This is a genomic window from Mesorhizobium sp. L103C119B0 (genome assembly GCF_000502235.1).
Lineage (GTDB): Bacteria > Pseudomonadota > Alphaproteobacteria > Rhizobiales > Rhizobiaceae > Mesorhizobium.
Window position 1 is genome coordinate 240,212 of sequence record NZ_AYXE01000005.1, and the last position, 25,518, is coordinate 265,729.

The following is a 25,518-nucleotide window of genomic DNA, read 5'->3' on the forward strand; positions in this document are numbered from 1 at the left end:
TCACCCATGTGGATGTTGCCCGCAGATAGATTGACTTCGTTGGGACAACGGTCTGCCTGGACCTGTCCTTGATTTGGCTTCGAGTGGGTGGCAACCAGTAAGCCAGAGCCATCAACCAGTCCTCAGGGTGCGCCACTTGCCCATATTCCCGTTCTCCGAAACGGATCCAATCCGGCATCCTGGCCCACCGCCGAAAACGTCGGAGGTGGTCATTGTCGGTGGCGGCATCATCGGTGTGGCGACGGCGCTTTTCCTGGCACAGCGGAACATCCCGGTGACGCTGCTGGAAAAGGGACGCATTGCGGCCGAACAGTCGTCCCGAAACTGGGGCTGGATCCGAAAGCAGGGACGAGACGCGGATGAACTGCCCATCGTCATCGAGGCCATTCGCCTGTGGCGGCAACTGGCTGAGGAATGCGGCGAGGACATCGGCCTGACCCAGACAGGTGTGACCTACCTGGCGAACACCGACAAGGACATGGCCGGGTTCGAAGCCTTCATGAAGATCGCCGCGATCCATGCGCTCGACACCCGTCTCCTGGATGCAGACGAAACCGCGACACTCATCAAAGGCATGTCGCGCAAATTCAAGGGCGCGATGACGACGCCCTCCGACATGCGGGCGGAGCCTTGGCTGGCGGTGCCCGCACTTGCCCGGCTCGCCGTGCGAAAAGGCGTCAAAATCGTCGAGAATTGCGCAGCGCGAACCCTCGAAATCTCAGGCGGCAAGGTCAAGGGCGTGTGGACCGAGACGGGGTATATCGAGGCCTCCAGCGTGCTGGTCGCGGGAGGTGCCTGGTCATCCTTGTTCCTGAGAAGACACGGCGTCTCCATCCCCCAGCTCAGCGTCAGGGTAACCGCAGCCGCAACGGACCCCTTGGCTGAAATCTATGCAGGCGCGGCGACTGACGAACACATCGCTTTCCGGCGCCGGCAGGATGGCGGCTACACGCTCGCCGCGGGCGGCAGCCATCTGCATTACCTGGGACCTGATGCATTCCGGCACGCCTCCAAATACCTTCCTGCGCTGAGGGACAATCCGCTGGGGACACGCTACTTTCCGTTCGCGCCGTCAGGTTACCCCGATGCCTGGTCGACGCCGCGCGATTGGGCGCCGGATTCGCACAGCCCTTTCGAGAGAATGCGGGTGCTCGACCCGGCCCCGGAACCGGCCCGTCTGCGTTCGATAGAACGCAAGTTCAAGCACCTCTTTCCGCAGTTCGAGACGGTTCGCCTGAAGGCAAGCTGGGGTGGCATGATCGATGCCATGCCCGACGTCGTCCCCGTCGTGGATCGGGTAGAGGCAGTCGGCGGCCTTTTCGTCGCGACGGGGATGAGCGGTCACGGCTTCGGCATCGGGCCTGGCATAGGCCGCGTCGTTGCGGACATGATTCAGGGAAACGAGACCGGACACGACCTCAGCCGCTTCCGCCTGTCACGCTTCCATGATGGCAGCCCTGTCCGGTTAGGTCCGGCGCTCTGAATTCGCAGGCTCACTTCTGGGCCGCAGCCGCCGCCTTCGTATCCAGCAGGCCATAGCCGAAATCCTTGTCGCGGCCTTTCGGGCCAAGATCCCTGGCGGTGGCGGCAAGCGCCTTTTCGATGTCGTCAGCCGAGCGCTCGGGCGAGGCGTGGATCAGGTTGGCGATGGCGCCGGAGACAATCGCGGCGGCAAACGAAGTGCCGGTGACGACGTCCGAGCCGGCGCCGCTCGGCGCCACCATCTCGACGCCGGGCGCCGAGATGAAGACATAAGCGCCGCGATTGGCCTGCTGCATAAGCCCGTCCTTGGCGTCGGTGGCGGTGACCGCGATGACACCTTCATAGGCGGCGGGGTAACCATAGGGCGCTTTCGGCCCGTTGTTGCCGGCAGCAGCGACCAGGATGATGCCGAGCCCGCGCGCATTGCGGCAGGCGGTGGCGAGCAGATCGTTCTTGGGGCCGACGAAACTCATATTGATGATGCTGACATTCTGGTCCGCCGCCCAGTCGAGCGCCGACAGGATGACGTCCATGGTCGACTTGCCGTCCTCGAAGGCGCGGGCGTGATAGATCCTGGCGCCGGGCGCCATGCCTTCGAGCGCGCCGACGCCTGCGATCAGCCCGTCAACCGAGGTACCATGGTCACGTTTTTCGACCGGCACGTTGGGCATGGCGTCGAACTGATCGGCAATGACGCCGGACAGCGCCGGATTGGTGTCGTCTATGCCGGTGTCGATGACGGCGATGCGCACGTTTTCGCCGCTGGCTTGCTTGTTGTCGAGCTGAATGCGCTCGAAGGCATAGTTGACGATGCCGGCCGCCTGCTGCAGCGAGTAGATATGGTTTGGCTCGCGCCGCAGGGTGCGGCCATCGGCGGCCAGCTGCGCCAGCACGGCGCCGACCGGGCGGCCGTCGGGAATGCCGAAGCGCACCAGTGTGGTGCCGAGCAGCCGCGACTGGCGCAGCGAGCGCACTTCAAGGCCGAAGGAGGCGGCGATCTGCTGGACGGCGCCGGCATCGCCGTCGACGGTCACCAGCACCTCGTCGGGCACGAACTCGCCGGCGATGGCACGCCGCGGCGCGGTCGCGACAAGATCGGTCGGCGAAACGATCGCCCCGCCGGCGGGTGGCCCGGCCTGCGTGTCGGCAGGCGGCGCTGACGGCCGTGGCGTCGGCACGGGCGCTACGGGAGCCGGTGGGTTGGGAAACAGGTCGACGATCAGGGCCGGAAGGGTAACTGCGCCTGGTTCGCCGCCGACCTTGGCCTCATTGCCGTCTTTCAGGCAGTCGGCAGCCGCCGCTCCGGCCGCGTCGGTGCAGTCGGCCCGGCCGGCATTGGGATCATTGGTCTGCGCCGACGCCGGCACGGCGACGATTGTCATCGCCGCCACCAGGATCGCCGCAAATCGAATGACCGCCCTAGCTGCCATCAACCGGTTTCCTTCCCTCGATCACAGTCTCCGCGAAAGGCTGGGCGGCAATAAGGCCGACGAGCCTGGTGTAGCCTGCTCCGGTCTTGACCGGGATAGCGATGCGGAAGACGCCCGAGGCGGCCGGCCCGCCGGCGATCTTCAGCGCGTTCTGGTCGAGGAAGACGGCGATGTCGGACATCTTCGCATCCGGCTTGAACTTGACCAGCGCGAACGGCAGTTTCGCCAGATCATCCTCGGCGCCGGCAACCTCGAAATCATGGCTCTTGCCGCCGGTCTGCACGTAGGACTGCACCACGACCAACGCCAGTAGCACCGCCGCTGCCGCCCAGCCGACCGTGGCCGGCATCGCCGTGAACCGGCCGAGTGCCTGCGCCAGCCAGGAACGGCCCGCGGGAGCGCGGACCGGTCCGGCTTCGGCGTCGAGCGCCCTGGCAAAGCGGCTGAGCGCATCGGCCGGTGGCCGGATCGCCTCGTTGGCGGCGGTGGCGCCGGAGAATTCCGCCTCAGCCTCGCCAAGCGCCGCCATCGCCGCCGGATCGCTCGCCAGCCATTCCTCGACGGCTTCGAGGTCCGAGCCTTCCAGCGAGCCGTTCAGGTAGAATGGCAGCAGCGTTTCCATTTCGTCACGGCGTGACATCTTTTCAGCGGCGCTCATATCTTCAGGATTACTCATGGCCACCCCCTGTCGTAACCGGCGTCCTTGAGGGCTTCGCCGAGTTTCTTGCGGGCGTAGAACATTCGGGTCTTGACAGTGGCGACCGGGATGCCGAGCACCTCGCCGATCTCCGTCACCGACTGTCCATGGTAATAGGCAAGGTCGATCACCGAGCGGTGTTCCTCCGGCAAAGCATCGACGAAGCGCCGCAAGGCGGCGCCCTTGTCTTCCTTCATGGTGGCGACTTCCGGCGTGTCGGCGCCATCGGGAACCTGCGCCGCATCATCGTCATCGATCCAGTCTTCTTTTTTCTTGCGCAGCATCGACAGCGCCTTGAACCGGGCGATGCCGAGCAGCCATGTCGAGACTTCCGAGCGCCCTTCGAAACCGGGCGCCTGGCGCCACAGCTCGAGAAAGACCTCGTTTGCGATATCGTCGGCCATCATTTCCGATCCCGTCTGGCGCACCACGAAGCGGTAGACCCGCGCGTGGTGACGCATGAACAGCAGCCGAACAGCGGCACGGTCGCCCTTCGCGACCCGGTCGACAAGCGCGCGATCAGTCTCGGTCGCTGCCGTCATGGCCGGTCGAGCCGCCTGGCTCCTGTCTGCTCTGTCGCCGATAGGTTCAAAAAGGTTCATCCTTCCGCCAAGGAATTTTGGCGAAGCTAACCGAAGAGAGGGAGTGTTGCCAGAGCGTCTCCCTTCTCCCCGTCACTATACGGGAGAAGGTGCCGGCAGGCGGATGAGGGGCGGCGCCGGCGTTGGGGTATTTATTTTGATGTTAGCGCTGCCCCTCACCCTTACCCTCTCCCCGTATAGTGACGGGGAGAGGGGGTAGCGAACGGCGGCTCAGCGACGACCTCCGTCACCCCAAAAACGGCTTAGCCTTCATGGTCTCCGGCACCGGCACACCCAGCCGCTTCAGCACCGTCGGCGCCAGTTGCAGCTGATCAAGCAGCGTGTCCGGATCCGGCCCTTTGCCGGCTCCGAAATAATACAGCGCGAAATCCTGCATTTCGTCGTCATGGCCGCCATGGTGGCCGCGGTCGGTCTGGCCGTGGTCGGCGGTGACGATGACCTCGTAGCCGGCTTGCAGCCAGCCCGGCAGGAAAGCGGCCAGCATGCCGTCCATCGCGTAGCAGGCATGGTCCATCTCGTGGCAGTCATGGCCGAAGCGGTGTCCCATCGAATCCAGCGTGCAGGTGTGGAGGATGCCGTAGTCGATATCATGGCGCCGGGTCAGCATGGTCAGCGTCGCAAACAGGTCGACATCGCTCGGCGTCATCTGGTTGCGGGCATTATAGCCGGTCATGGTGTGGAAGCGGCCATGCGCGATCGGTCCGTTGGGCTCGTCATACTCCATGTCCTCGACCAGATCGAACGGATAGGAACGAAAGAATTCCGACCAGTAGGAATGCGTCACCGCGCCGGTCTTGCCGCCGGCCTTGCTGACCTCGGAGAAAATATCCGGCTTGTTGACGAGAAAACGGTTCTCGTTGGATAGGATGCCGTGCTCCTGCGGCGAAACCCCGGTGTGGATCGAGGCATAGCAGCAGGCCGAGGTCGACGGCAGCACCGAGCGCATCTTCCACACCTGCGCCTCGCCCGACTGCACCCAGCCCTCGAGATTGCCCATCAGCCGGCGCCAGTTCCGGTAGGGCACGCCATCGAGAATGATGAGCAGCAGTTTGGTCTTGAGCGCCATGGGCGGCTCCGGAAAGCTTTTGCCGGTGAAAGAAGTTTTCGCGACAAAGGCCGCGAATTCCCTACTAATTCCCCGCGCTCGCCATGCGCCGTCCCTTGATCGCCTTTTCCAGCCAGCCGATCTCCATCTCGGGAACGGACGACAGCAGCAGGTCGGTATAGGCGTCGAAGGGCGGCGTCAGCACCTTGCTCTTGGCGCCGTAGCGCACCACCTCGCCGCGGTACATCACCGCGATCGAATCGGCGATCGACTTCACCGTCGCCAGATCGTGGGTGATGAAGAGGTAGGCGACCTTCTCGTGCTGCTGCAGGTTGAGCAGCAGCTTGAGAATGCCGTTGGCCACCAGCGGGTCGAGCGCCGATGTCACCTCGTCGCAGATGATCAGCTTGGGCTTGGCGGCGAGCGAGCGGGCGATACAGACGCGCTGTTTCTGGCCGCCGGAGAGTTCGGCCGGATAGCGGTCGAGAAAGCCCTTGCCCATCTCTATCTCGTCGAGCAGTTCGGCGACACGTTTGTCGCGCTCGCGGCCGCGAATGCCGAAATAGAACTCCAGCGGCCGGCCGATAATGGTGCCGACGGTCTGGCGCGGGTTCATCGCCACGTCGGCCATCTGGTAGATCATCTGCAATTGCCGCAGATCCTCCTTCGGCCGGTCGGCAAGCCTGTTGGCGAGCGGCCTGCCGTCGAAGGTGACGGTGCCTTCTTCCGGCGGCAACAGCCCGGTGATGGCGCGCGCCAGCGTCGACTTGCCGGAGCCGGATTCACCGACGACAGCCAGCGTCTGTCCCGGAAAGATGTCGACCGAGACGTTCTTCAGCACCTTGACATGGCTGCCGCCGTAAGCGGCGGTGACGTTCTTGACCGACAGGAACGGCGCCACGCCGGGCTTCTGCTCGGCATGCTCGATCTCATGCACCGAGACCAGCGCATTGGTGTATTCCTGGCGCGGCTCCTTGATGATCTGGCGAGTGCCGCCCCATTCGACCAACCTGCCATGGCGCAGCACAATGATCTCGTCCGAGACCTGGGCGACGACGGCAAGATCGTGGGTGATGTAGAGCGCCGCGACATGGGTGTCGCGGATGGCGTCCTTGATCGCCGCCAGAACGTCGATCTGTGTCGTCACGTCGAGCGCCGTGGTCGGCTCGTCGAAGACGATCAGGTCGGGTTCCGAACACAGCGCCATCGCCGTCATCACGCGCTGCAACTGGCCGCCGGAGACCTGGTGCGGGAAGCGTTCGCCGATGATTTCGGGGTTTGGCAGGCTGAGCTTCTTGAACAACGCCACGGCACGTTTCTCGGCCTCGGCGCGTGTCGCCGTGCCGTGCAGCAGCGTTGCTTCCACCACCTGGTCCATCAGCTTGTGCGCCGGGTTGAAGGCGGCGGCCGCCGACTGCGCGACATAGCAGACCTCGCGGCCGCGCAATTTGCGGAAACCTTCCTTGCCCCCCTTGAGAATATCGCGGCCGTTGAGCAGCACCTCTCCGCCGGTGATGCGCACGCCGCCACGGCCATAGCCCATCGACGACAGGCCGATGGTCGACTTGCCGGCGCCGGACTCGCCGATCAGGCCGAGCACCTTGCCCTTTTCCAGCGTCAGCGAGACATCGTGGACCAAAACGATGTTCTTCGGCACCTCGCCGGGCGGAAACACTGTCGCTTCGATGCGCAGATTGCGGATATCGAGCAGCAGGCCGGGCTTTGCTTTTGTGTCAGCCATCACCCGCGTCCTCCCTTCAGGCTTGTCGTGCGGTTGAGCACCCAATCGGCGACCAGATTGACCGAAATCGCCAGTGCTGCGATCGCCGCGGCGGGGATGAGTGCCGCCCCGATACCGAAGACGATGCCGTCCTTGTTTTCCTTGACCATGCCGCCCCAGTCGGCATCCGGCGGTTGCACGCCAAGGCCGAGAAAGGACAGCGTCGACAAGAACAGCACCGCGTAGATGAAGCGCAGGCCAAGTTCCGAGACCAGCGGCGACAGCGCGTTGGGCAGGATCTCGCGGAAGATGATCCAGCCGCTGCCTTCGCCCCGCAGCTTGGCGGCCTCGACATAATCCATGACGTTGATGTCGACGGCCACCGCGCGCGACAGCCGGTAGACGCGGGTCGAGTCGAGGACGCCCATCACCAGGATCAGCGTCACCAGATTGGTCGGCAGCACCGAAAGCACGACGAGCGCCATGATCAGGGTCGGGATCGACATCAGCAGATCGACAAGGCGCGACAGAAGCGTGTCGAACCAGCCGCCGAACACCGCCGCCGAAAAGCCGAGGATGGCGCCAAGCGAGAATGACAGCGCGGTGGCCAGCACCGCAATGAACAGCGTGATGCGAGCGCCGTAGATCATGCGCGACAGAAGATCACGGCCGAGATTGTCGGTGCCCAGCCAATGCGCTGCGGACATCGGTTCCCAAGGAACGTCGCTGACAATCTCGGCATTGCCGTGTGGTGCGATCCATGGCGCGAAGACAGCCGCCACGACGAACATCGTCGTCAGTACGATGCCAATCAGCGCGGGAATGGGGATGCGTTTGATATCGAGCATGCCCGCCGCCTATTTCGGATGTCTGAGGCGCGGATTGGCGACAATCGCCCCGATGTCCGCGATGATGTTGAGAGTGATGTAGACAGCGGCAAAGATCAGGCCGACGGCCTGCACCACCGGCACGTCGCGCTTGGTGACGTGGTCGACCAGATATTGCCCCATGCCGGGATAGACGAAGATCACCTCGACCACGACGACGCCGACGATGAGGTAGGCGAGGTTGAGCATGACGACATTGATGATCGGCGCGATGGCGTTGGGGAAAGCATGCTTGCGGATGACGTTGAAGGCCGACAGGCCTTTCAGTTCAGCCGTCTCGACATAGGCCGACTGCATGACGTTGAGGATGGCCGCGCGGGTCATGCGCATCATATGCGCCAGCACAACCAGCGTCAGCGCGGCGGCCGGCAACGCGATCGCCTGCATACGCTCGCCGAACGGCATGCCGTCATAGACCGTGGAAATGGCCGGGAACCATTGATACTTCACGGCAAAGAAGTAGACGAGCACATAGCCGATGAAGAATTCCGGGAAGGAGGTCGAGGCGAGCGCCAGGCCGGAGATCAGCTTGTCGACCCAACCGTTGCGGTAACGCACGGCGATCAGGCCGAGGATGATCGCCAGCGGCACGGCCACGACCGCCGCCCAGAAGGCGAGAAACAGCGTGTTCCACAGCCGCCCCTTGATCGAGGTCGCGATATCCTGGCCGCTCGACATCGCCGTGCCGAGGTCGCCGGTGAGTGCACCGCCGAGCCAATGGAAATACCTGATGTAAGCCGGCTGATTGAGGCCGAGCTGCTCGCGCAAATTGGCGAGCGATTCCGGCGTCGCCGACTGTCCGAGAATGGCTTGCGCGACGTCGCCGGGCAGGATCTGGGTGCCGGCGAAGATCAGGACCGAAACGGCCAGCAAGAGGACGATGCCCAGCGCAACGCGCTGGGCCACAAGTTTCACGACGGGTGAGGACATATCCGCAAAGCCGGGCTCAGGCTTCGAGCCAGCACTTCGCCAGCGCGTAGCCGTTCATCAGCTCCTGATGCGGATCGTCGACCCAGCCGCCGACCTTGGCGCCTGTCGCATCGATGAACTGATTGAACATCGGCAGGATCAGGCCGCCCTCGTCGCGCACCAGCACGGCCATGTCGTGGTACATCTGCTTGCGCTTGGTCTCGTCGAGTTCGGCGCGTGCGGCCAGCACCAGCTTGTCGAAGTCCGGACGCTTGAAACGGGTGTCGTTCCAGTCGGCGGTCGACAGATAGGCGGTCGAGTACATCTGGTCCTGGGTCGAGCGGCCGCCCCAATAGGAGGCGCAGAAGGGCTGCTTGTTCCAGACCTCGTTCCAGTAGCCGTCGCCGGGCTCGCGCTTGAGCTCGATCTTGATGCCGGCCTTGGCCGCGCTCTGCTGGAAGAGCTGCGAGGCGTCGACCGCGCCCGGGAAGGCGACGTCGGAGGTGCGCAGCAGCACGGTGCCGTCATGGCCCGACTTCTTGTAGTGGAACTTGGCCTTGTCGGGATCATATTTGCGCTGCTCGATCTCGGAAAACAGCGGATAGGACGAATTGATCGGGAAGTCGTTGCCGAGCGAGCCGTAGCCGCGCAGCACCTTGTTCAGCATCTCTTCGCGGTCGATCGCGAGCTTCAGCGCCATGCGCAGGTCGCTGTTGTCGAAGGGCGCGGTGTTGCAATGCATGATGAAGACGTAGTGGCCAGGGCCGGCATGGTTGCGGATGGTGACGCCCGGTACGCGCTTGATGAGGTCGACGATCTTCGGCTCGACGCGGTTGATCATGTTGACCTGGCCGCCCTGCAGGGCCGCCGTGCGCGCGGTCGCGTCGTTGATGACGATGATCTCGATCTGGTCGGCATGGCCCATCTTGTCGGCCTGCCAGTAATTGGCGAAGCGCTCGCCGCCATGGCGCACGCCGGGCTCGTTGGTAGTGACCTTGTAGGGTCCTGCCGAGATGCCGGCATCCGCCTTGTCCTTGCCGCCGTTGGGCTGGACGATGAGGTGGTAGTCGCTGAGGAGATAGGGAAGGTCGGCGTTGGCCTCCTTCAGCGTCAGGACGACTTCCTTGCCACTGGCCTTGATGCTGTCGATGCCTTTCATGTAGCCCAGCGCGCCGGACTTCGATTTTTCATCGGAATGGCGCTCGAGGGTTGCCGCCACATCCTCAGCGGTCACCGTCTTGCCGTTGTGGAATTCGACGCCGTCGCGGATTTTCAGCGTCCACACCTTGGCGTCGTCCGACGAGCCGATCTCTTCGGCGATGCGGTTCTCGAGTTTGCCTTCCGGGGACAGCTCGACGATCAGCTCGCCCCACATCTTGCCAAAAGCGAACGGCACTTGCGTCATGAACAAAGCCGGGTCCAGGCTGTTCGTGGATTCGCCGCCGACGAGGCCGGCCTTCAGCGTGCCGCCCTTGACCGGGCCTTCCGCGCGAGCCGCACTGGAAAGCAGCATATTGGCGAAGGGCGCTGTGACGCCGAGTGCTGCGGCGCGGCCGAGGAAATCACGACGGCTCAGCTTGCCGGACGCAACGCGCCGGCTCAGATATTCGAGTTCGTTGGACATTTGAGTTCCTCACTCTGTTGGTTCGACCTTATGGTCGTTTTTTGCTTGTTGTTACCAAAGGGATATTGACCGGAAGGCAAAGCCGTAAGCAAGACGGAATGCGACATGCCGTGGCGTAAATCGTGCGTCGCAACTGGACCAGTCGGGTCGACGCTCAGAGCAGGTCGCGCGGGATCGTCTCTTCGAAATCGCGTTCGAAAACCAGCGTTTCGCCCTCATAGGCTTCGATTCTGGCGCTGACGATGAAGTTTTGCGCATCGCAGCGCATTTCAGCCGACGTCTCGGTGCGCACCGACCATCCGTTTCGCGACAAGGTCTGCGTCCAGTGCGTGCGACCCGAGGCAGACAGCGGCTCGTCGGGGTGGATCGTCCAGCTCTCGCGGGCAATGCTGCCATTGGCCAGTCCATGCGCGAGATCGCGCACTTCTCCGAAATCATCCGTGATCGACAGCGTGACGATGCCGGTCTTCTCATCGCGATCGACGTGACGCTCGGAATTCGCTGCACGAACTGTCGCGGTTGCCCAGGGTGTTGCGCCTTCGGGAGACTGGAACGAGGTCTCGTCGGCTTTTGCGAGCGGGCGCAGCGGCAGCCTCAGCGTCGCCGCTGAAAGGTCGAGCCGCACCGGCTCCGGCGACGGCCAGATCATCGGCCAGTAAGCATTGGAAACCGCGATGCGCAGGCGGTGTCCGGCCGGCACGCGGTAGGCGCACTGGTCGAGAATAACGCGCGCCGAAACCGTTTCGCCCGGCACCAGCGCTTGCGGCTGTTCGTGCGAAGAACGATGCGTCAGGTTGAGCACGCCGTAGGAGATCAGTTCCGAGGCGCCGTCGGGGTGCACGTCGCACAGTCGAACCGCGATGTTCGCCTGCGGGCGATCGGACGACACCCGGATGAGAAGCTCCGGCGCGCCGACGATGTCGAGTGTCTCGGCAAGCACAGGCTGATCGAAGCAGACGGACAGCGCATCGTCCGGGCGCTGGTCGCCCGGCAGTTCCGGGCCAAAGGTGAAGGGAAAATATTCGCCGCCGGCGAGCCCGCAGCTTTGCGGGGTCGCCACGATCGCCGGCCTGACGCCGTCAGCAATGAGTTCGATCGCCCCGACCTTGATGTTGGGAGACGGCCATTCCTGTTCGGCCACCCAACGGCCCGGCCGCTCCGGGTGCCAGCGCGCCGGCCGCACACTGTCCATGACATAGGCGCGGTAGTCCGGGTCGGCCTCGACGCCGGTGTCGACGCCCTTCAACCAGCTGTCCCACCAGCGCAACGCCTCCTGCAGGAAGCCGATGGCGGGTTTGGGTTCGGCATAATGCGGGTATTTGTGGATCCATGGCCCGACAATGCCCTTCACCGGCGCCTGGATGTTGGTGACCAGATGCGAAATCGTGTTGCGGTAGCCGTCATGCCAGCCGCCGATCGACAGCACGGCCGCTTTGACGGCGGAGAAATCCTCGCAGATCGAACCGCGTTTCCAATAGGCGTCGCGATGCTGATGGCTGAGCCAGAGCGGCAGAAGGAAAGACTGGTTCTCCAGCCGCGTCAGCCAGAGGTCGCGCCAGCGGTTGTCGCCCGCAATCAGCGGATCCGGCGGTCGCGACGAATAGGACAACATGGTCGAGGCCCAGCCGAAATTTTCCGTCAAAAGGCAGCCGCCCTTGTAGTGGATGTCGTCGGCGTAGCGGTCGACGGTCGAGCACAGGCTGATCACCGCCTTCAGCGCCGGCGGCTGCTTGGCCGCCACCTGCAGGCAGTTGAAGCCACCCCAGGAAATGCCCATCATGCCGACACTGCCGTTGCACCAGGGCTGTGCTGCCGCCCAGGCAATCACATCGCAGGCGTCCTGCAATTCCTGCTCGGAATATTCGTCGTCCATCAGACCTTCGGAATCGCCATTGCCGCGCATGTCGACGCGGATCGAGGCGTAGCCGTGGCCGGCAAAATAGGGATGCGTCAGTTGATCGCGAAAGATGGTGCCGTCGCGCTTGCGATAGGGCAGGTGCTCGAGGATCGCCGGCACCGGATCGCTGCTGGCGTCCTCCGGCATCCAAACCCGCGCCGACAGCCGGCAACCATCCGGCATGACGATGCCCATATCGGGGAATTCGACGACCTTGCGGGGAAATTCGGTGATGGTTTTCATGCGATGCTCCAGGATGTCAGTGACGCATGAAGCGGGCATGTCATGAAGTCAAACGGGCGACGGCCGGTGTCGCCGCGACGACGCCACGATATGTAGCCCGATTGTTTTGCCCTGATGTTGCAGGATATAATTAATGATTACATTTATTAACTGAACCCAACGTGATGAGGATGGTTTCGCCTGAAAATCGTTTGGGATGAGCCAAAGCGCGTGACGAACCTGGACAGCCGGGGTCTCGATTTGCCGAACTCGATATTGAGTTTTTTGCGACTTCAACCGTCCTTCCAGCCAAGGCCGACCGGTTCAAGGCGATTGGCGAATTCGGAGAGATCATCCTGGCCGTGATTTTCAAGCCGCTTGGTTCGGAGGCGATTTCGGTGATCTCGATGCGCCGTGCCAGCCGAAAGGAAAGGTCAGTATATGAACAATCCTAAATCGCGTGTTCGACCGCTTACCGATGCGGAGGAAGTGGAAATTCAAAGACAAATTGTTGATGATCCCGACGATGCGGAGACGACAGACGAACAGTTGGCGCAAGCCAGGCCTTTCGCGGAAGTGTTTCCAGAACTTTTCGAGAGCATAAGGCGTGCTCGTGGCCGGCCAGCCGTGGAGAAGCCTAAGCAAGTCGTGTCCATCCGTCTGGATCAGGATGTCATCAGTAAATTCAAGGCGACCGGCAAGGGCTGGCAGGCCAGGATCAACGAGGTGCTGAAAAACGCGAAGGTAGGCTAGGCAATCCGCGTCAGTTCAGCGGAATGTCGTTTTCGGACTTGCGCGCCTGATAAGCGCCGGACAGTTCGTCGTAGCGGGTGGAAATATTGCCGATCCTTGCCTCAAGCCGGCCGCGCTCGGCCTCGGGCAGCGCCCGCACCAGCCTGCGAATGGAAAAACTCTTCCAATAAGCGTTCTCGGCATTGTAGCCGCCGGGATCAAGAGTGAAGACCTCTTTCAGGATTTTCAGATCGTGCGGGATCGCAAAGCTGTCGCGTGAATCCTCGTGGCTGAAGAGGTAGTAGAAATTGTCGAAGCCGGTCCAGGTGATCGCCGACAGGCAGAGCGAGCAGGGCTCATGCGTGGCGATGAAGATGGCGTCCTTGGTGTCGACGCGCTCGGCTTTCGGCATTTCATAGAAACGCTTCAGGCAGTGCACCTCGCCATGCCAGAGCGGATTTTCCATCTCGTTGTTGGTTTCGGCCAGCACCAGCGAGCGGTCGCCCTTCCGCAGGATGGCGGCGCCGAACAGCTTGTTCCCATGGGCCACGCCCTCTGCCGTTTTCGGCACGATGTCGTGCTCGATGACATCGAGCAGGCGGTCGATCAGCGATATGTCGGTCATTTCTCAGGTCTCGTTAGGGAGATGGACTTCGTAGGGGTGCGAGAAATGGAACTCTTCGAGGTTGGAGCCGTCACCGCCGCGGTCGACGATGACGAAATCCTGCGCTTCGCCGAGCGGCGTCAGCACGCCGTGCCAGTGATTGCGCGGATAGTTGACGCCTTGCCCGGGTGCGGTGATGAAGGCGTGCGGCTCGCCCGGACCGTCCTTGCCGTCATGGCAGACGACGACCAGGAAAGGCCGCGGTGACAGCGGGATGAACGCCTGGCTGCCTAAGGGATGGCGCTCGACCATGGTCAGCTTCAGCGGCAGGTCGTAAGGCGTCCCGCGCGCCATCGAGATCACCACGCGGGCATTCGGTCCCGCGGCTTCAGCGGTGGCGAGATCGTGGTAGCGCTCGGTCTTGCCGCCATTGATCGGGTAGTGATTGCCGCCGCCCATGTCGATGACATCGCCGAAGCCGGCAAAGCTTTCGCGGGTCAGCGGCCGCGCTGTGATGCGGGTCACCGCGCGCGACCGCCAAAGCCCGCCCCGCCGAGCTTGGCGTGCCGGTTGACGTCCTTGTAAAGGAGATAGCGGAATTTGCCTGGGCCGCCCGCGTAGCAGGCCTGCGGGCAGAAGGCGCGCAGCCACATGAAGTCGCCGGCCTCGACCTCGACCCAGTCCTGGTTGAGGCGGTAGACCGCCTTGCCTTCCAAGACATAGAGCCCGTGCTCCATGACATGCGTCTCGGCAAACGGGATGACGGCGCCGGGCTCGAGTGTGACGATGGTGACATGCATGTCGTGGCGAATGTCGGCCGGATCGACGAAACGGGTCGTCGCCCAGCGGCCCTCGGTGCCGGGCATCGGCGTTGGCGCCACTTGCTGGTCACTGCTGAACAGGGCTTCCGGCGCGTCGATGCCGTCGACGGGCTCATAGGCCTTCCTGATCCAGTGGAAGCGTACGGCGTCGCGACCTTCGTTGCGCACCGTCCAGCCGCTGTCCGGCGGCAGGAAGGCAAAACCGCCGGCTTGCAGCACGTGCTTCTTGCCGGCCAGCGAAACGGTCAACTCGCCCTCAACCACGAACAGCACGCCCTCGGCGCCGGCGTCCGGCTCGGGCCGGTCGCTGCCGCCGCCAGGCAGGATCTCGACGATGTACTGCGAAAATGTCTCAGCAAAGCCCGACAGCGGCCTCGCGATGATCCAGGCCCTGGTCTCGTCCCAGAACGGCAGTGGGCTGGTGACGATGTCCTGCATCACCCCCTTGGGGATGACGGCATACGCTTCGGTGAAGACGGCGCGGCCGGTCAAAAGCTCATTTTGGCCAGGATGGCCGCCACGCGGCGCATAGTAGGTTTTCTGGTCAGTCTTGATCATATCCATAGGTCCTGACCCCTCGGTCATTTCATTAGAGCGGGAGCATGTCTTTCAGGCGGAGCAGCGCGATGCGCTCGACCTGTTTGCAGGCGGTATCGAGTTCGATGCCGCGGCTGTTGCCGATGCGCGCCTCGAACTCGGCGAGGATCTCCTCCTTGGTCTTGCCCCGCACCGCGATGATGAAGGGGAAGCCGAAGGTGGTGACGTAAGCGGCGTTGAGCTTGGAAAACAGCTCGCGCTCCTTGTCGGTCAGCGCGTCGAGTCCGGCGGAGGCCTGCTCGCGGGTCGATTCCGCCGTCAGCCGCCGCGCCTTGGCCAGTTTTCCGGCGAGATCGGGATGCGCGTTGAGGACGCCGATCCGCTCGGTTTCGCTGGCGGCGCGGAAGACGCGGCAGAGCGCATTGTGCAGGCCGCCGGCGCTGTCATGCGCCGGCCCAAGCTCCAGCTCATAGGCACGTTCGGCGATCCAGGGCGAATGTTCGAACACGCCGCCGAAAGTGTCGACGAAGGTCTCGAACGCCATCTTCGACGGCTTGAGCGCCGCCGGCTGGTAAGGGTGGTTCTCCTGCCAGTGCCTGGCGATATCGATGCGCCGTGCCAGCCAGACCTTGTCGTGCGATCTGACATAGTCGACGAAGCGCTTCAGCGCCGCCACCCGCCCGGGACGTCCGACGAGGCGGCAATGCAGGCCGATATTCATCATCCGCGGCCGGCCCGCTTTGCCCTCGGCATAGAGCGTGTCGAAACTGTCCTTCAAATAGGCGAAGAACTGGTCGCCGGAATTGAATCCCTGCGGCGTGGCGAAACGCATGTCGTTGGCATCGAGCGTGTAGGGGATGACGAGTTGCGCGCCGCCGCCGTGCTCGAACCAGTAGGGCAGTTCGTCGTCATAAGTGTCCGACACATAGTCGAAGCCGCCCTCTTCGGCCACCAACCGCACCGTATTGACCGAGGTGCGGCCGGTGTACCAGCCGGTCGGCCGTTGGCCTGTCACCTCGTAGTGCAGCTTGATCGCCGCTTCGAGGTCGCGGCGCTCGTCCTCGGCGCTGTGGTCGCGGTAGTCGATCCATTTCAGCCCGTGCGAGGCCATTTCCCAGCCGGCCTCCTGCATCGCCGCCACCTGGTCGGGCGACCGGGCTAATGCTGAGGCGACCCCGTAGCAGGTCACCGGCACTTGCGCCTCGCTGAACAGGCGCAGCAGCCGCCAGAAGCCTGCCCGCGCGCCATATTCGTAGATCGATTCCATGTTCCAGTGGCGCTGGCCGACCCAGGGCGCGGCGCCGACGATTTCCGACAGAAAGGCTTCCGAGGCCTTGTCGCCGTGCAGCACGCAGTTCTCGCCGCCTTCCTCGTAGTTGACGACGAATTGGACGGCCACATGCGCACCGCCCGGCCATTTCGGATCCGGCGGATTGGCTCCGTAGCCGCGCATGTCTCTAGAGTAACGCATTGCCCCTCCCCGCCGGACGCTGCCGGAAGTTATGATCAGGATAGTCGAAAGGGTTGCTCGCGCATTCCCCCGAAATTTTTGAAAGTGTTTTTGTGCCACTCCGCTCGACCGGGACTTATGCATCGCCTTTAATTGGCGCACAATTCACTGCTTTGTTCGGCTGTATCGGAAATGGGAGGCGCCAGTGGCAGAAACGTCGAAAGCCGATGGCGGACGTCTGACGACGCATGTGCTCGACACCGCGACCGGCAAGCCGGCGGCGGGCCTGTCGATCGCGCTTTATCATCTTGAGAGCGACGCGCGGATACATTTGAAGACCGTCGTCACAAATGCCGACGGCCGCTGCGATGCGCCGCTGCTGGCAGGAGCGGAATTCCGCCTTGGAGAATACGAACTGGTGTTCGCCGCCGGTGACTATCTACGCGGCCAGGGCACCAAACTGCCGGAACCGGCCTTCCTCGACAGTGTGCCGATCCGCTTCGGCATGGCGGAATCCGTGCATTATCACGTGCCGTTGCTTATCTCTCCTTATGGCTACTCGACCTACAGGGGGAGCTGACGCATGGCCAAGATCACCATACGCAACGAGATCCGCTTCATCCTCAATGGCAGGGATGTCGCGCTGTCGTCGGTGGCGCCCGACGCGACCTTGCTCGACTGGCTGCGGCTCGACCGCTCGCTGCGCGGCACCAAGGAAGGCTGCGCCGAGGGCGATTGCGGCGCCTGCACGGTCCTGGTCGGAAAATTGTCCGCCGGCAAGCTGGTTTATGAAAGCGTCAACGCCTGCATCCGTTTCCTCGGTTCGCTCGACGGCACCCATGTCGTCACCGTCGAGCATCTGCGCGGCGCGCCTGGCCAATTGCATCCGGTGCAGCAGGCGATGGTCGATTTCCACGCTTCGCAATGCGGCTTCTGCACGCCGGGCTTCGTCATGTCGCTCTACGGCTTGTGGATGAAGTCGCCGGACCCGTCGAATGCGGCGATCGAGAAGGCCTTGCAAGGCAATCTTTGCCGCTGCACCGGCTATGAGGCAATCATGCGCGCCGCGCGTGCCATCTCCAGCTACGGCAAGGCGGCGAAGGATCCGCTGGCGGCCGAGCGCAAGGCGATCACCGCCAGGCTCGAGGCTATGCATGACGGTGCCCGCGTCGAAATCGGCGCCGGCAAGCTGAGGTTGATCGTCCCGGCCAACGCCGATGATTTCGCCGCTGTACTGGATAAGGAACCCGACGCCACTGTTGTCGCCGGCTCGACCGACGTCGGCCTGTGGGTCACCAAGCACATGCGCGACATCTCACCGGTAGTCTTCATCGGCAATCTCGAGGGGCTGTGCGCGATCTCCGAAGACAATGACGTCATCACCATCGGCGCCGGCGTTACCTACACCGACGCCTTCGCGACACTGGCCAAGCGCATCCCCGCGCTCGGGCCATTGTTCGACCGCATCGGCGGCGAACAGGTACGAAACATGGGCACCATCGGCGGCAACATCGCCAATGGCTCGCCGATCGGCGACACGCCGCCGCCCCTGATCGCGCTTGGTGCGCAACTGACGCTGCGCCGCGGCAAGAAGCGGCGCACCATCGCGCTCGAGGATTTCTTCATCGCCTATGGCAAGCAGGACCGGCAGCCAGGCGAATTCGTCGAGGCCGTGCACGTTCCCGTGCCGGCCAAGGGCACGAAGTTTGCCGTCTACAAGATCACCAAGCGCCGCGACGAGGACATCACCGCAGCCCTTGGCGCCTTTTTCCTCGACTTGGCCAAGGACGGAACCGTGGCCGATATATGCATCGCCTATGGCGGCATGGCGGCCACCCCGAAGCGGGCTTTCGGTGTCGAAAAAGCGCTGCTCGGCAAGCCGTGGACGGAGACAACGGTGGAAGCGGCCATGGCTGAATATGCCGGCGATTTCACCCCGCTGACCGATATGCGGGCATCGGCCGAGTACCGGGCGCTGGCGGCCAGGAACCTGCTGCTGCGCTTTTTTGCCGAAACCAGCGGCAGCAAGGCGCCGTTCCAGGTGTCACGCAACGAGGCGGCCTGATGAACAAGCACGCCTCTCCAGATCTCAAGGCGCAGAAGATTTCCGGTGGCGTCGCCGCCGACCAGCGCCACGATTCCGCGCACAAGCATGTCAGCGGCAGCGCGGTCTATATCGACGATATGCCGGAACCGGCGGGCATGCTGCATGGCTGCCTCGGCCTGTCCACGGCGACGCATGCGACGATCAGCAAAATGGATCTGTCGGCGGTGCGCGCGGCGCCGGGCGTCGTCGATGTGCTGACGGCCAAGGACGTTCCGGGCGAAAATGACATTTCGCCGACCGGTCGACACGACGAGCCGGTGCTGGCCGACGACAAGGTGCAGTTTTATGGTCAGCCGATCTTCTGCGTTATTGCCAAGACGCGCGAACAGGCGCGCCGCGCCACCCGGCTGGCCAAGGTCGAATACAGTCCATTGCCTTTCGTCACCGACATTGGCGATCTCGACCCCCGCACGGACAAGCTGGTCACGCCGCCGCTCACGCTGAAGCGTGGCGATGCCGCTGCCGCGATCAAGGCGGCGCCCCGCCGGCTGAAGGGCAAGATGCGCATCGGCGGCCAAGAGCATTTCTATCTCGAAGGCCATATCGCAGTGGCCATTCCTGGCGAGGACCAGGACGTCACCATCTATTCCTCGACCCAGCATCCGAGCGAAGTCCAGCATATGGTCAGCCATGCGCTGGGCGTGCCGAGCAACGCCATCACAGTGGAAATCCGCCGCATGGGTGGCGGCTTCGGCGGGAAGGAGACGCAAGGCAACCAGTTTGCGGCATTGGCTGCGATCGCCGCCAAGAAACACCATCGCGCGGTCAAGATCCGGCCCGACCGTGACGACGACATGATTGCCACCGGCAAGCGCCATGACTTCCTCGTCGACTACGAAGTAGGTTTCGACGACGCCGGCAACATTCTTGGCGTCGACTTCATGTTCGCGGCGCGTTGCGGCTTTTCCTCGGACCTGTCCGGCCCGGTCACCGACCGCGCGCTGTTCCATTGCGACAACACCTATTTCTGGCCGGCGGTGCATGCGCAATCGGCGCCGCTTTACACCAACACCGTGTCGAACACGGCGTTTCGCGGCTTCGGCGGCCCGCAGGGCATGGTCGGCGCCGAACGCGTCATCGACGAGGTTGCCTTTGCCGTCGGCAAGGACCCGCTCGAAATCCGCAAGCAGAATTTTTATGGCACCAGTGGTGATAAAGACGGGGGCCGCAACGTCACCCCTTATCACCAGACGGTCGAGGACAACATCATCCACCGCATCGTCGCCGAGCTGGAGGCGAGCGCCGACTATGCGGGGCGCCGCCGCATCATCCAGGCCTTCAACGCCAACAGCCGCTTCATCAAGCGCGGCCTGGCGCTGACGCCGGTCAAATTCGGCATCTCTTTCACAGCCACCCACTACAACCAGGCCGGCGCGCTGGTGCATGTCTACACCGACGGTTCGGTGCATCTGAATCACGGCGGCACCGAGATGGGGCAAGGCCTCTACGTCAAGGTGGCGCAGGTGGTGGCGGAAGAGTTCCAGATCGACCTCGACCAGGTCAAGATCACCGCGACGACCACCGGCAAGGTGCCCAACACTTCGGCCACCGCGGCGTCGTCCGGCACCGACCTCAACGGCATGGCGGCGCAGAACGGCGCCCGCCAGATCAAGGAACGGCTGACCGACTTCGCCGCCGAAAAATACCAGGTGCCGCGCGAGCAGGTGCTTTTCCTGCCCAACCGGGTGCGCATCGGCAACCAGGAGATCGCCTTCACCGACCTTGTCAAGCAGGCCTATATGGCCCGCATCCAACTGTCGGCGGCGGGTTTTTACAAGACGCCGAAAATCCACTGGAACCGTGACAAGGGCGAGGGCCGTCCGTTCTATTATTTCGCCTATGGCGCCTCGTGCTCGGAAGTCTCGGTCGACACGCTGACCGGCGAATATGTCGTCGAGCGCACCGACATATTGCATGAAACCGGCCGCTCGCTGAACCGCGCCATCGATCTCGGCCAGATCGAGGGCGGCTTCATCCAGGGCATGGGCTGGCTGACGACGGAGGAGCTGTGGTGGGACGACAAGGGCCGGCTGCGCACGCATGCGCCGTCGACCTATAAGATCCCGCTCGCGTCCGACCGGCCGAAGATATTCAACGTCACGCTGGCCGACTGGCCGGAGGCCAACGAGCCGACGGTGCACCGTTCCAAGGCGGTCGGCGAACCGCCCTTCCCGCTCGGCATGTCTGTGCTGCATGCGCTGTCGGACGCGGTGGCAAGTGTGGCCGATCATAAGGTCTGTCCGCGTCTCGACGCTCCTGCAACACCAGAACGGGTGCTGATGGCGATCGAACGGCTGAAGGGTGAAGCCAAGAATAGCGCCTGACTCTGACCTGGATTCTGGCAAAACGTGCAATTCAGACTGAAAAACCCTATATTTCCCGTACGGGAATGCGAAATATGAAGTCGAAAGTGCAAAGCCTCAGAGCTTTTCTCGCCAGCGCCGGCCGGCTTGCTCTGGTCGAAGTGGCCGGCACCAAAGGCTCGACTCCGCGCGAGAAGGGCGCCTTCATGCTCGTATCGCAGGCGGCGATTTTTGGCACGATCGGCGGCGGTCAGCTCGAGTACATGGCGATCGACAAGGCGAGGCAGATGGTGGGGTCTTCACCCTCCCCCTTGTGGGGAGGGTCGGCCGGCGAAGCNGGGGGGGGGGGTGCGGACGATCGTGCCAAGCCACCCCGTTTCGCGGACGCCGCCACGCGGCGTCCGCTCACCGACCCTCCCCACAAGGGGGAGGGTAAAGAAGCCCGCATCGCGGTCGATGAAGTCCGCGCCACGCTTGACGTGCCGCTAGGTCCCGAGATCGGCCAGTGCTGCGGCGGGCGCGTCGAAGTCTTGATCCGTATCGTCGATGCCGCGCTTGCTGCCGAGCTGATCGCGGCCGCAGAAGCCGAGGAAGCCCACCTGCCGCATGTCTATATCTTCGGCGGCGGCCATGTCGGCCAGGCGCTGGCCTCGACCGTTGCACTTCTTCCCGTGCGTGGTGTCGTCATCGAGACGCGGGCCGAAGCGCTGGAAGGCATGTCGGAAACCGTCGAGACGCTGCTGACGCCGATGCCCGAGGCCGAGGTGCGAAACGCCCCCGCCGGCACCGCCTTCGCCATCCTCACCCACGACCATGCGCTGGATTTCCTCATCGTCGCCGAGGCGCTGAAGCGCGACGACGCGGCCTATGTCGGCATGATCGGCTCGAAAACCAAGAGAGCGACGTTCAGGAACTGGTTCCTGAAATCGGCGGATGGCACGGAGGCTGAGTTGGCCCGCCTCGTCTCCCCGATCGGCGGCGACGCCGTCAGGGACAAGCGCCCGCCGGTGATCGCGGCGCTCGCGGCAGCCGAGATCATGACGGCACTGGTCGTTCACAACACCGCGCCGAATGCCGACCATCAAGTCCAGCATAAGATGATGGCCGGCTAAGCTTCGGCGCGGCTAAGCAGGCCGCTTCAGGCCGAGATGATCTCGCAAGGTGCTGCCTTCGTATTCCCGACGGAACAGTCCGCGCCGCTGCAGTTCCGGCACCACCAGCGTGGCAAAGGCATCGAGCTCGCCGGGGAAGTATGACGGCATGACGTTGAAGCCGTCCGCGCCGCCGCCCTCGAACCGCGCCTGCAATTCGTCAGCGATCTGCGCCGGCGTGCCGACGATACGCCAATGGCCACGTGCGCCGGCGAAATGGCGCGCAAGCTGGCGGATCGACAGGCCGTCGCGGCGCGATTGTTCGATGACCAGCGCCTGGCGGCTTTTCATTCCCTCGGTCTCCGGCAGCTCGGGCATCGGTCCGTCGATCGGATAGCTCCCGAGATCGGAGATGCTGAGATAGCTGGACAGTAGCGCCACGCCGACATCGTCGGGGATCAGCGCCTGGAATTCCTCCTGTTTCTCCCGCGCTTCGGCCTCGGTGTCTGCCACCACCGGGGAGACGCCGGGCATGATCTTGATGTCGTCGGGTTCCCGCCCATAGGCAGCCATACGGCCCTTGAGGTTGTCGTAAAAGCCCTTGGCTTCCTCGAGGGTCTGCGCCGCCGTGAACACGACGTCGGCGGTGCGGGCGGCAAGGTCGCGGCCGACATCCGAGGCGCCGGCCTGCACCATCACCGGCGCGCCCTGCGGCGAGCGCGGCAGGTCGAGCGGGTCGCGCACCGAAAAGCTCTGGCCGTTGTGATCGTGAAAGCCACTGCCTTGCCAAAGTCCTGATACCACCTCGGCGAATTCGCGCGCCCGCTCGTAGCGGTCGGCATGCGGTTTCAGGCCCGTCGCGCCGAAATTGGCGGCTTCGATGGGGCTGGCCGACGTCACCAGGTTCCAGCCAGTCCGGCCACCACTCAGATGATCGAGCGACAGAAAGGTGCGCGCCAGGCCGTAGGGCTCGTTGTAGCTGGTCGACGCCGTCGAAACGAGGCCGATGCGGCTGGTCTGCACGGCGAGCGCGGACAGCAGGCTGATCGGCTCGAAGCCGATCGAGCGTGAGGTCTGGCTGGCGATGCCGACATTGGCTTCGCGCAGACCGGCGGCGTCCTCGCAGAACACCATGTCGAACTTCGCCGCTTCCGCCGTGCGCGCCAGCTGGATGTAATGATCGATGTCGATGCCTGCCGTGACATGCGCCTTGGGGTGACGCCAGGCGGCGATGTGGTGGCCCGTCGCCCACAGGAAGGCGCCAAGCTTCATCTGGCGGGTCATTGCGCTCCTCCGGCAAGTCTGAGATGAGAGCGCAAGGTGGTGCCGGGATAATCCGGGCGGACGAGGCCGCGGCGCTGCAATTCCGGCAGCACGCGGCCGATGAAACCGTCAATCGCCGCAGGCGGTATTGCGATGTTGAACCCGTCGCAGCTTTGCGAGCTGAACCATGTTTCGAGCGCGTTGGCAGCGACATCTGCGCCAACGTTCAGCAGCAGCTTGACCGCACCCGGATCGCGTCCGCAGGCCACAACGCGGCGCTTGAGATCGTCATGGCGCGCCTTGGGGTCCTTTGTGGGTCTGTCCAGCAGGACGACATCGGCAGTGCGGGCGGCCATATCCAGGTCGGCCTCGGACAGGCCGGACAGCACCAGCACCGGCGTATCCTGCGGCGAGCGCGCGACGTTCAGCGGCCCGCGCACGGAGAAAAATTCGCCCTTGTGGTCGAGCAGGTGCATTTTTTCGGGATCGTGGAAGCGGCCGCCGATCTTGTCGAACAGCAGCGCGTCGGCATCCCAGCCCTGCCACAGGCGCTGAACGATGCCGATGTATTCCTGCGTGCGGCGGCGGAACACATCGTCGGAAAATCCATCCGGCCGGCTGAAATTGGCGGCTTCCCGTGGCGCCTGCGCCATGGTCGCGTGCCAGCCGGCGCGGCCATGGCTGATGATGTCGAGCGAAGCAAGACGGCGCGCCAGATTGTACGGCTGGTGAGCCACCGTCGAGGCTGCAGCGACAAGGCCGATCCGACTTGTCACCGTCGCCAGCGCCGCCAGCAAGGTCGTCGCTTCGAAAGAACTCGACCCGGCGCTGTTCGGCGCGGAATCATCGAGGACAATCATGTCCAGCCCCGCCGCTTCCGCTTGCTTGGCAAAACCGGCCAGGTCGCTGAACCCGAGCGGCTGCCCGGAAGTAATGTTGAGCGAAACGGCAAGATGCATTGTGGCTTGCTGGTCAGTCGGCATGGGACCATCGATCATAGGGCGGCGTATGCGAACCTAAGGTCACCTGCTTGTAAGACAACCCTGGCGACTGGGCCAACAGCCCCTCACTTGCCGGCCAGCAAATCCTTGATCAGCCGCTGGCAACGCTCGGCCATGAAGTCGAGCAACAGCCGCACCTTTGGATCCTGCAGCTTCTTGTGCGGATAGACGGCGGCGAACTGCACCGGCGTTGGCGGCGTGCTGGCCAGGATGACCTGCAGCCGCCGGTCGCGGATGAAGGGTTCGACCTCGAAGCGCGGCTTGTTGATGATGCCGCGGCCCGACAGCGCCCAGCCGGTCAGCACATCGCCATCGTCGGTGTCGTAGGGGCCGTGCACCTCGAATTTCTGCGGGCCGGACGGCGTCTGCAGCGTCCAGACATATTCGCGCGCCCCGGAATAGCGCAGCATCAGGCAGTCGTGCTTCTTGCCGATCAGCTCCTGTGGCTCCACCGGCTCGCCGCGCGCTTCGAGATATTTCGGTGCCGCCACCAGCACGCGTTCACATTCCATGATGCCGCGCATCCGCAGGCTGGAATCCTCGATGATGCCGAGCTTGAAGGCGACGTCGATGCCTTCCTTCATGATGTCGATATTGTGGTCGGAGAGCCTCAGCCGCACCTCGATATCGGGGTATTTGTCGTGGAAATCCGGAATGCCCGACGCCACGAGCCGCCGTCCAAGGCCGAGCGGTGCGGTCACCTTGATGGTGCCGCGCGGCTGGCCGGAAAGAGCCGAGACCGCGGCTTCCGCCTCGGTGATCGCCTCCAGCACCTGCTTGGCGCCGGAGTAGAACACCGTGCCATGCTCCGTCGGCATTAATTGCCGTGTGGTGCGGTTGAACAGCCGCACGCCGAGGTGTTTTTCCAGCTCCTTGATGCGGTTGGAGGCGACCGCCGGCGAAATGCGCATGTCGCGGCCCGCCGCCGAGAGATTGCCAAGCTCGACGACGCGGACGAAGACGGCGATGTTGTCGAGATAGGCCATTCGTGGCTCTTTATTTGGCGGCGTACGTGGTCAGCCTAGTATTTTCCATTTTTTTTTGAAAGTCATCGTACACCTCGCCTCTTTTCGTTTGCGCCCCACACCGTAAAG

General features: G+C 63.6%; 22 protein-coding genes and 1 pseudogene. 7 read left to right on the top strand and 16 right to left on the bottom strand.

Annotated elements, in window-relative coordinates:
* The first annotated feature begins 136 nt into the window (after positions 1–136).
* Positions 137–1,483, top strand: a complete 1,347-nt coding sequence (locus tag X728_RS156055; protein WP_023831256.1) for an FAD-binding oxidoreductase — start codon at positions 137–139, stop codon at positions 1,481–1,483.
* Between the two features lie 10 nt (positions 1,484–1,493).
* On the opposite strand, the gene X728_RS156050 is transcribed toward X728_RS156055, so the two are convergent.
* From X728_RS156050 to X728_RS156010, 9 genes are all read right to left on the bottom strand, one after another.
* Positions 1,494–2,912 carry a S8 family serine peptidase gene (locus X728_RS156050; RefSeq protein WP_023831257.1) on the bottom strand — a complete coding sequence of 473 codons (1,419 nt, stop codon included), beginning with the start codon at positions 2,910–2,912 and terminating at the stop codon, positions 1,494–1,496.
* Entirely contained in the window at positions 2,902–3,570 is a 669-nt protein-coding gene (locus X728_RS156045; protein ID WP_023831258.1) for a hypothetical protein, read from the bottom strand. The genes X728_RS156050 and X728_RS156045 overlap by 11 nt, the downstream gene beginning before the upstream one ends.
* Before the next feature lie 14 nt (positions 3,571–3,584).
* Entirely contained in the window at positions 3,585–4,151 is a 567-nt protein-coding gene (locus X728_RS156040; RefSeq protein WP_023831259.1) for a sigma-70 family RNA polymerase sigma factor, read from the bottom strand.
* Positions 4,152–4,437: 286 nt separating this feature from the next.
* Complete coding sequence (locus tag X728_RS156035) at positions 4,438–5,277, bottom strand: alkaline phosphatase family protein (protein ID WP_023831260.1); 840 nt, start codon at positions 5,275–5,277, stop codon at positions 4,438–4,440.
* A gap of 64 nt (positions 5,278–5,341) precedes the next feature.
* Positions 5,342–6,997 carry an ABC transporter ATP-binding protein gene (locus tag X728_RS156030; RefSeq protein ID WP_023831261.1) on the bottom strand — a complete coding sequence of 552 codons (1,656 nt, stop codon included), beginning with the start codon at positions 6,995–6,997 and terminating at the stop codon, positions 5,342–5,344.
* Entirely contained in the window at positions 6,997–7,824 is an 828-nt protein-coding gene (locus X728_RS156025) for an ABC transporter permease (RefSeq protein WP_023703637.1), read from the bottom strand. Before X728_RS156025 ends, X728_RS156030 begins: the two co-directional genes overlap by 1 nt.
* Positions 7,825–7,833: 9 nt before the next feature.
* Positions 7,834–8,793, bottom strand: a complete 960-nt coding sequence (locus tag X728_RS156020; RefSeq protein ID WP_023823868.1) for an ABC transporter permease — start codon at positions 8,791–8,793, stop codon at positions 7,834–7,836.
* Between the two features lie 16 nt (positions 8,794–8,809).
* Positions 8,810–10,396: an ABC transporter substrate-binding protein gene (locus tag X728_RS156015; RefSeq protein ID WP_023671387.1), complete on the bottom strand. Its 1,587-nt coding sequence runs from the start codon at positions 10,394–10,396 to the stop codon at positions 8,810–8,812.
* Between the two features lie 154 nt (positions 10,397–10,550).
* Positions 10,551–12,536 carry a CocE/NonD family hydrolase gene (locus X728_RS156010; RefSeq protein ID WP_023831262.1) on the bottom strand — a complete coding sequence of 662 codons (1,986 nt, stop codon included), beginning with the start codon at positions 12,534–12,536 and terminating at the stop codon, positions 10,551–10,553.
* Between the two features lie 180 nt (positions 12,537–12,716).
* Here X728_RS156010 and X728_RS1000000168650 point away from each other — a divergent pair.
* A pseudogene (locus tag X728_RS1000000168650) lies at positions 12,717–12,970 on the top strand (BrnT family toxin).
* Positions 12,957–13,268, top strand: coding sequence for a BrnA antitoxin family protein (locus X728_RS156005; protein ID WP_023671384.1), 312 nt, complete (start codon positions 12,957–12,959; stop codon positions 13,266–13,268). The pseudogene X728_RS1000000168650 and the gene X728_RS156005 overlap by 14 nt, the downstream one beginning before the upstream one ends.
* 10 nt (positions 13,269–13,278) lie before the next feature.
* Here the strand turns inward: X728_RS156005 and X728_RS156000 are convergent, their stop codons facing one another.
* The 4 genes from X728_RS156000 to puuE are packed head-to-tail and all read right to left on the bottom strand — an operon-like array spanning position 13,279 to position 16,680.
* Positions 13,279–13,872 (bottom strand): nucleoside deaminase, encoded by a 594-nt coding sequence (locus tag X728_RS156000; protein WP_023671383.1) that lies wholly within the window; start codon positions 13,870–13,872, stop codon positions 13,279–13,281.
* A gap of 3 nt (positions 13,873–13,875) precedes the next feature.
* A complete protein-coding gene (locus X728_RS155995; protein ID WP_023831263.1) occupies positions 13,876–14,376 on the bottom strand; it encodes an ureidoglycolate lyase in 501 nt (166 codons plus the stop codon).
* On the bottom strand, positions 14,373–15,236 hold the full coding sequence (locus X728_RS155990; protein ID WP_023831264.1) for a bifunctional allantoicase/(S)-ureidoglycine aminohydrolase: 864 nt from the start codon (positions 15,234–15,236) through the stop codon (positions 14,373–14,375). Before X728_RS155990 ends, X728_RS155995 begins: the two co-directional genes overlap by 4 nt.
* A gap of 25 nt (positions 15,237–15,261) precedes the next feature.
* Entirely contained in the window at positions 15,262–16,680 is a 1,419-nt protein-coding gene (gene puuE / locus X728_RS155985; RefSeq protein WP_023831265.1) for an allantoinase PuuE, read from the bottom strand.
* A gap of 184 nt (positions 16,681–16,864) precedes the next feature.
* On the opposite strand from puuE, the gene uraH reads away from it, so the two are divergent.
* The 4 genes from uraH (at position 16,865) to xdhC (ending at position 22,181) form a co-directional block, all read left to right on the top strand.
* Entirely contained in the window at positions 16,865–17,239 is a 375-nt protein-coding gene (uraH, locus tag X728_RS155980; RefSeq protein ID WP_023694734.1) for a hydroxyisourate hydrolase, read from the top strand.
* A 3-nt stretch (positions 17,240–17,242) separates the two neighbouring features.
* Positions 17,243–18,724, top strand: coding sequence for a xanthine dehydrogenase small subunit (gene xdhA, locus X728_RS155975; RefSeq protein WP_023746345.1), 1,482 nt, complete (start codon positions 17,243–17,245; stop codon positions 18,722–18,724).
* On the top strand, positions 18,724–21,090 hold the full coding sequence (gene xdhB, locus X728_RS155970) for a xanthine dehydrogenase molybdopterin binding subunit (protein ID WP_023831266.1): 2,367 nt from the start codon (positions 18,724–18,726) through the stop codon (positions 21,088–21,090). The genes xdhA and xdhB overlap by 1 nt, the downstream gene beginning before the upstream one ends.
* A gap of 74 nt (positions 21,091–21,164) precedes the next feature.
* Entirely contained in the window at positions 21,165–22,181 is a 1,017-nt protein-coding gene (gene xdhC, locus X728_RS155965) for a xanthine dehydrogenase accessory protein XdhC (protein WP_023831267.1), read from the top strand.
* A 12-nt stretch (positions 22,182–22,193) separates the two neighbouring features.
* Here xdhC and X728_RS155960 read toward each other — a convergent pair whose 3' ends face one another.
* The 3 genes from X728_RS155960 to X728_RS155950 form a co-directional block, all read right to left on the bottom strand.
* Positions 22,194–23,444, bottom strand: a complete 1,251-nt coding sequence (locus X728_RS155960; protein ID WP_023831268.1) for an LLM class flavin-dependent oxidoreductase — start codon at positions 23,442–23,444, stop codon at positions 22,194–22,196.
* Positions 23,441–24,382 (bottom strand): LLM class flavin-dependent oxidoreductase, encoded by a 942-nt coding sequence (locus X728_RS155955; RefSeq protein WP_023695955.1) that lies wholly within the window; start codon positions 24,380–24,382, stop codon positions 23,441–23,443. Before X728_RS155955 ends, X728_RS155960 begins: the two co-directional genes overlap by 4 nt.
* A 107-nt stretch (positions 24,383–24,489) precedes the next feature.
* Entirely contained in the window at positions 24,490–25,410 is a 921-nt protein-coding gene (locus tag X728_RS155950) for a LysR family transcriptional regulator (RefSeq protein ID WP_023671373.1), read from the bottom strand.
* Positions 25,411–25,518: the final 108 nt, after the last annotated feature.